The organism is Streptomyces sp. CO7, from assembly GCF_053474865.1.
Genome location: NZ_JBRIOU010000002.1, coordinates 814,765 through 821,321, shown reverse-complemented (window position 1 = coordinate 821,321; position 6,557 = coordinate 814,765). Strand labels below are relative to the sequence as shown.

General features: G+C 73.3%; 6 protein-coding genes and 1 pseudogene. 3 read left to right on the top strand and 4 right to left on the bottom strand.

Annotation, left to right across the window (positions count from 1 at the left end; all coding sequences use genetic code 11):
- Positions 1 to 367 (top strand): annotated as a pseudogene (locus ACOV8S_RS05715) (pyridine nucleotide-disulfide oxidoreductase); the annotation flags it as partial.
- Between the two features lie 22 nt (positions 368 to 389).
- Here the strand turns inward: ACOV8S_RS05715 and ACOV8S_RS05710 are convergent.
- The gene (locus ACOV8S_RS05710) at positions 390 to 950 is read right to left on the bottom strand and encodes an SMI1/KNR4 family protein (RefSeq protein WP_448316431.1); all 561 of its coding nucleotides are present in this window, start codon (positions 948 to 950) and stop codon (positions 390 to 392) included.
- Between the two features lie 125 nt (positions 951 to 1,075).
- Here ACOV8S_RS05710 and ACOV8S_RS05705 point away from each other — a divergent pair, with 125 nt between their 5' ends.
- The gene (locus tag ACOV8S_RS05705; protein ID WP_448316430.1) at positions 1,076 to 1,507 is read left to right on the top strand and encodes a PaaI family thioesterase; all 432 of its coding nucleotides are present in this window, start codon (positions 1,076 to 1,078) and stop codon (positions 1,505 to 1,507) included.
- 34 nt (positions 1,508 to 1,541) lie between these two features.
- Here the strand turns inward: ACOV8S_RS05705 and hydA are convergent, their stop codons facing one another.
- From hydA to ACOV8S_RS05690, 3 genes are all read right to left on the bottom strand, one after another.
- Entirely contained in the window at positions 1,542 to 2,942 is a 1,401-nt protein-coding gene (hydA, locus tag ACOV8S_RS05700; RefSeq protein ID WP_448316428.1) for a dihydropyrimidinase, read from the bottom strand.
- 188 nt (positions 2,943 to 3,130) lie between these two features.
- Entirely contained in the window at positions 3,131 to 4,408 is a 1,278-nt protein-coding gene (locus tag ACOV8S_RS05695) for an aspartate aminotransferase family protein (protein WP_448317368.1), read from the bottom strand.
- Between the two features lie 71 nt (positions 4,409 to 4,479).
- Positions 4,480 to 5,322, bottom strand: a complete 843-nt coding sequence (locus ACOV8S_RS05690; RefSeq protein WP_448316427.1) for a nitrilase-related carbon-nitrogen hydrolase — start codon at positions 5,320 to 5,322, stop codon at positions 4,480 to 4,482.
- A 368-nt stretch (positions 5,323 to 5,690) separates the two neighbouring features.
- On the opposite strand from ACOV8S_RS05690, the gene ACOV8S_RS05685 reads away from it, so the two are divergent.
- On the top strand, positions 5,691 to 6,530 hold the full coding sequence (locus ACOV8S_RS05685; RefSeq protein WP_448316426.1) for a 2,3-dihydro-2,3-dihydroxybenzoate dehydrogenase: 840 nt from the start codon (positions 5,691 to 5,693) through the stop codon (positions 6,528 to 6,530).
- The last annotated feature ends 27 nt before the right edge of the window (positions 6,531 to 6,557 follow it).

The window sequence follows — 6,557 nt, the reverse complement described above, 5'->3', positions numbered from 1 at the left end:
GGCCTCGCTGGGCGACGTCGTCGCCGTGCCCCCGGTGCGGGCGGCGCGGGACGCCGGACTGCTGCGGGCCCGGCCGATGTTCGCCCGTCTCGACCGGGAGGGTGTCGTGTGGGCGGACGGCAGCCGGGCCGACGTGGACGTCGTCGTCTGGTGCACGGGGTTCCGCCCCGCCCTGTCACCGCTCGCTCCCCTCGGCCTGCGCGGCGGCGGTGGCCGCGTCCCGGTCGACGGGACCCGCGCGGTGGCCGACCCCCGCGTCCACCTGCTCGGCTACGGCGACTGGACCGGCCCCGCCTCGGCGACCCTCATCGGCACCGGACGCCCCGCCCGCGACGCCGCCAGGGCCGTCGCGGACCTGCTCGGCTGAGCCGCGGGTCGGAGGCGGCCCCTCAGCCCGCGTCGAACCACTCCTTGCCCGCCGCCCGGTGGGCCACCCAGCCGGCGAACCCGGACCCGGCCGTGGTGTGTCCGAACTCCGCCCCGAACGGCAGGGCGCCCACGTCGGTGACGTTCCATATGTGGCCGCGGTGCGGGCCGGTGACCACCAGGTGCCAGTACATCCCGCACCCGTCGGTGCCGAGCACGACCGTGCCGTGGTCGAAGACCGGGCCGAGCAGCGCGTCCAGTTCCTCCTCCGGCCGGTCGTCCTCCTCCCACAGCCACGCCTCGGTGAGCGGGAACGGCTGTGCGAGGTCCCTCGGCGGCCGGCCCTCGCCCCAGTCCGCGGGCAGCTCGGCCAGGGGCACCAGCCCGTAGTCCGGCGGCCCCTGCGCGGATCCGTCCGTCACCTCGGCGACGAACGACCGGTACGGCTCCGGCAGCACCACGCCGTGCTCCGCCTCGAAGGCCCGCACGGCCTCCCACCCCAGGGCCGAGCTCCCGCCGTCGTCCACGCCGAAGGCGTCCCGCAGCGCGGCCATGTGCTCGGGGGCAGCTCTTTCCGTCTCCATGACCTCAGGAATAGCACGCCCCACCGACACCCCACACAGGCGATCTTGACAGCCCCCGACGGCGGCCACCATCGTCGGCACCCGACGTCACGGAAGCCACGGAACCCGCACCCACGGAGGCACGCATGGACGCCGACCCCGGCCTGGCCCTGGGACAGAAGGTCCTCGCCGCCCAGCCCTTCAACGCACTGGTCGGCGCACGCCTGACCGCCTTCGCGGACGGGCGGGCGACCCTGGAGGTGGACGTCCGCGACGAGTTGCGCCAGCAGAACGGCATCCTGCACGGCGGGGTGCTGGCCTACGCGGCGGACAACGCCCTCACCTTCGCCGCGGGCGCCGCGGTGGGGATCGGGGTGCTGACCGCCGGGTTCACCATCGACTACCTGCGCCCCGCGGACGGCGTCCTGCTGCGGGCCGAGGCCGAGGTGGTGCGCGCCGGCCGCAGCCGGGTGGTCACCCGGTGCGACCTGATCGTCGTGGCGGCCGACGGCACGGAGTCGCTGTGCGCCGTCGCCCAGGGCTCCGTCTCGGTGACGGCACCCCGCGCGGAGGGCTGACCGCTCCCCGGCGCGGGACCGGCACCCCGGCCTCTCAGCCGGCCAACTGGCACAGCCCGCGCGGCAGATACGCCCCGTGCCCGGTGCGGCCCACGTACGCGCCGTCCTGGATCACGGGCACCCCGCGGGAGAGCACCGTCTCGACGCGGCCGGTGATCCTCCGTCCCTCGTAGGCCGAGTAGTCGACGTTCATGTGGTGCGTGTCCGCCGACAGAACCTGCTCGGCGTGCGGGTCGTAGATCACGACGTCGGCGTCCGCGCCGGGCGCGAGGGTGCCCTTCCTCGGGTAGAGGCCGAACATCCGTGCCGGGGTGGCGCAGGCGATCTCGATCCAGCGGCGGCGCGTGAGGTGGCCGTCCACGACGGCCTGGTGCAGCAGGTCCATGCGGTGCTCGACGCCGGGCATGCCGTTGGGAATCCTGCTGAAGTCGCCGCGCCCCATGTCCTTCTGGCCCGTGAAGCAGAACGGGCAGTGGTCGGTGGAGACGACCTGCAGGTCGTCGGTGCGCAGTGCGCGCCACAGCGCCGCCTGGTGCTCGCGGGGGCGCAGGGGCGTGGAGCAGACGTACTTGGCGCCCTCGAAGCCGGGCTCGGCCAGGTTGTCGGTGGACAGGAAGAGGTACTGGGGGCAGGTCTCGCCGAAGACGGGCAGGCCCTCGTCGCGGGCGCGGGCCAGCTCGGCCACCGCCTTGGCCGCGGAGACGTGCACGACGTACAGCGGAGCTCCGGCCACCTCGGCCAGGCGGACGGCCCGGTGGGTGGCCTCGGCCTCCAGCAGCTCCTTGCGGACCTCGCCGTGGAAGCGGGGGTCGGTCTCCCCGCGGGAGAGGGCCTGTTCGACCAGGACGTCGATGGCGATGCCGTTCTCGGCGTGCATCATGATCAGTCCGCCGTTGTCGGCGGCGCGCTGCATGGCGCGCAGGATCTGTCCGTCGTCGGAGTAGAAGACGCCGGGGTAGGCCATGAACTGCTTGAAGGAGGTGACGCCCTCCTCCACCAGGCGGTCCATCTCCTTGAGCGTGCGGTCGTTGACGTCCGAGACGATCATGTGGAAGCCGTAGTCGACGGCGCACCGCGACTCCGCCTTGGCGTGCCAGGTGTCGAGTCCTTCGCGCAGGGTGCGGCCGACGGTCTGGATGGCGAAGTCCACGATGGTGGTGGTGCCGCCCCAGGCGGCGGCGCGGGTGCCGGTCTCGAAGGTGTCGGAGGAGTAGGTGCCGCCGAAGGGCATCTCCATGTGGGTGTGGGCGTCGACGCCGCCGGGGAGCACGTACCGGTCGGTGGCGTCCAGGGTGCGGTCGGCGGTCCAGGATTCGGCGGCGGAGGTGCCGGTGGCGGCGAGGGCGGCGACGCGGCCGTCCTCGATCAGGACGTCGGCGTGCATCTCGTCGGAGGCGGTGACGACGAGGCCGCCGCGGATCACGGTGCGGGACATGGCTGTGCCTCTCCTTCCGTGGGGGCGCCCTCTGCTCGAGCGGGCCGGGAGCGCCAGGGCCGGGAGCTCGGGGGGCCGGGAGTGGCCGGGCCGGGCGCCCGGGAGTGACCGGCCGGGGCGCCTGCGAGCGACCGGCCGGGCGCCGGTCGGTGACCGTGCGGGGCGACGAGGGCGCGCGGCCCCGGGCGTCACCCCGCGACCCGGCGCAGGACCCGCTCGAGGATCGCCGCTCCCTCCTCCGCCTCGGCGGCCGTGAGGGACAGCGGCGGGGCGATGCGCAGCGCGCTGGTGTCGTGGCCGCCGCCCTTGCCGATGAGGAGGCCTTCCGCGCGGGCGCCCTCCAGGACGGCCGCGGCCGCCTCGGGGTGGGCCAGGTCGGTGCCGGGCCTCACGAGTTCGATGCCGATCATCAGTCCGCGGCCCCGGACCTCGCGCACGCCGGGCAGGGTGGAGCAGGCGGTGCGCAGCCGCTCCAGGAGGGCGCCGCCGACCCGGCGGGCGTTGCCCTGGAGGTCGTGCTGGAGCAGGTGGTCGAGGTTGGCGAGGGCGGCGGCCATGGTGATCTGGGTGCCGCCGAAGGTGGAGATGGAGTTCGCGTCGAGGCAGTTCATGATCTCGGCGCGGGCGATCACGCCGCCGACCGACATGCCGTTGCCGATGCCCTTGGCGAAGGTGACGATGTCGGGCGGGCCGTTGCGGTCGTGTGCCTGCCAGCCCCAGAAGTGGTCGCCGGTGCGGCCCCAGCCGGTCTGCACCTCGTCGGCGATCCACAACACGCCCTGTTCGGCGAGGACTTCGCGGAACGCGGCGTACAACCCGTCGGGCGGGGAGGTGAACCCGCCGACACCCTGCACCGGTTCGGCGATCAGCGCGGCGGGGGTGCGGACGTGGCCGAGCAGGTCACGCAGGTCGGCGACGCAGGCGGCCGTGAAGGCCTCGTCGTCCAGGTGCGCGTAGGGCCCGCGGTGCCGGACGCCGCCGTGGACGTAGAGGGTCTGCAGCGGGGACAGCGAGGTCGGCGACCAGCCGCGGTTGCCGGTGACGGAGACGGTGGAGAAGGACCGGCCGTGGTAGCTGTTGCGCATGGCCAGGATCTGGTTGCTGCGCCGGTAGGTGGTGGCGAGGAGCAGCGCGGTGTCGTTGGCCTCGGTGCCGGAGGTGGTGAAGAAGACCCGGGCGTCGGGGATGCCGGACAACCGGGCGATGCGCTCGGCGAGTTCGACCATCGGCCGGTTCAGGTAGAGCGTGGAGGAGTGCAGCAGCCGGCCGGCCTGTTCGGTGACGGCCTTGGCGACCTCGGGGAGGGCGTGGGCGGTCATCGTGGTGAGGATGCCGCCGAAGAAGTCGAGGTACTCACGGCCCTGTGCGTCCCGTACACGGCGTCCCTCGCCCTGGACGATCTCCAGCGGGTCGTCGTAGTAGAGGGCCAGCCAGTCGGGGAGGACGGCCCGGTGCCGGCCGAGCAGCCCGCCCGAGCCCCGGTCCTCGCCGGCGGTGGCCGGGGCCGTCCCGTCCGCCGTCGTCTCGTCCGTGGCCGTCACGGCTGCACCAGTCCCTGGTAGGCGTCGGGCCGCCGGTCGCGGTAGAAGGCCCATTGCTGCCGGACCTCCTCGATGAGGCCGAGGTCGAGGTCGCGCACGACGAGTTCCTCCTCCTTGTCGCTGGCCACGTCGCCGACGAACTGGCCGCGCGGGTCGACGAAGTAGCTGGTGCCGTAGAAGTCGTTGTCGCCGTACGGTTCCCGGCCGACCCGGTTGATGGCGGCGACGAAGTACTCGTTGGCGACCGCGGCGGCGGGCTGTTCCAGCTGCCACAGGTAGGCGGAGAGCCCGCGTGAGGTGGCGGAGGGGTTGTAGACGAGCTGGGCGCCGTTGAGTCCGAGCTGGCGCCAGCCCTCGGGGAAGTGCCGGTCGTAGCAGATGTAGACGCCGACCTTGCCGACCGCGGTGTCGAAGACCGGCCATCCCAGGTTGCCCGGCTTGAAGTAGTACTTCTCCCAGAATCCCTTGACCTGCGGGATGTGGTGTTTGCGGTACTTGCCCAGGACCGTGCCGTCCGCGTCGACGACGACCGCGGTGTTGTAGTAGAAGCCGCTCTGCTCGACCTCGAAGACCGGCACCACGACGACCATGCCGGTCTCGCGGGCGAGGGCCCGCATCCGGGTCACGGTGGGGCCGTCGGGGACGGGTTCGGCCCACCGGTAGTGCTCCGGGTCCTGGACCTGGCAGAAGTAGGGGGCGTTGAAGACTTCCTGGAAGCCGATGACCTTGGCGCCCTGCCGGGCCGCCTCACGGGCGTGTTCCTCGTGCTTGGCGATCATGGACTCGGTGTCGCCGGTCCAGGTGGCCTGGACCAGGGCTGCGCGTACGACGTTGGCCACGAGCTGCTCCTTCGACGGAACGTCAGAGGGCCTCTACTGCAGGGGCTCGCCGCGGGGCGAGAGGGGGTCTGCCGGGGCGGCCGCAACCGCCGGAATCTCGAACTTAGGACGCCCCGGGGGCCTTGCCAAGACCATCCCGGCAAAGCCGTCGAGTCACCGCACATCACCACCCTTGCGGGCCAGCCTCCGAGGGGCCCGCCGGGCGCGGAACGGCTGGATCAGGTACCCGTGCGCTCTTCCCACAAGAACATTGGTTAGCCTAACCTTACTTTCGTTGCGCTGCCCGCAGCGGTGGTGACCCCTGCGCACGCTCCACCGGGGACAACTGCCGTCCGGGCGGCCCGTCCCCGGGAAGAAGGAAGTCTCCAGTGTCCCACCCGTCCGCCGCCCCCCACGTACCCGCTCTCCCGGATCCCTCAGCCCCAGGCGCTCAGGAGTTCGCCGGACGGACCGCGCTGGTGACCGGGGCGGCACGGGGCATCGGCAAGGCCGTGGTGCGGGCGCTGGCCGGCCGGGGCGCCCGGGTGCTGGCCACCGACCTCAAGGCGCCGAAGGTGAAGAAGCTCGCCGCCGCGCACGACGGCCGGGTCACCTCGCTCGCGCTGGACGTCCGGGACGCCGCGGCCGTGGACGCCGCCGTCGCGCGCGCCGAGGACACGCTGGGCCCGCTGGACGTCGTGGTGAACGTCGCCGGGGTGCTGTGGTCCTCCCCCGTGGTCGATCTGACGGACGAGAAGTGGGACGCCCACTTCGCGGTGAACACCACCGGCGTCTTCCACGTCTCGCGGGCCGCCGCCCGGCGGATGACGGGGCGCGGCCGCGGCAGCATCGTCACCGTCGCCTCCAACGCGGCCGGCATACCGCGCGCCGGGCTCGCCGCCTACGCCGCGTCCAAGGCGGCCACCGTGATGTTCACCAAGTGCCTGGGCCTGGAGGTCGCCGCGCAGGGGGTGCGCTGCAACACCGTCTCCCCCGGCTCCACCATGACCGACATGCAGCGCGGCCTGTGGGCCGACGGCGACGCCGAGGCCGCCGCGCGCCGGGTGGTGGAGGGCGACCTCGCCGCCCACCGCACCGGGATACCGCTGGGGCGGATCGCCGACCCCGAGGACGTCGCCGAGGCCGTCGTGTTCCTCGCCTCCGACCGCGCCCGGCACATCACGATGCACGACCTGTACGTCGACGGCGGAGCCACCCTGCGCGCCTAGGCCCCGACCGCCCGCCCTCCCCCACAC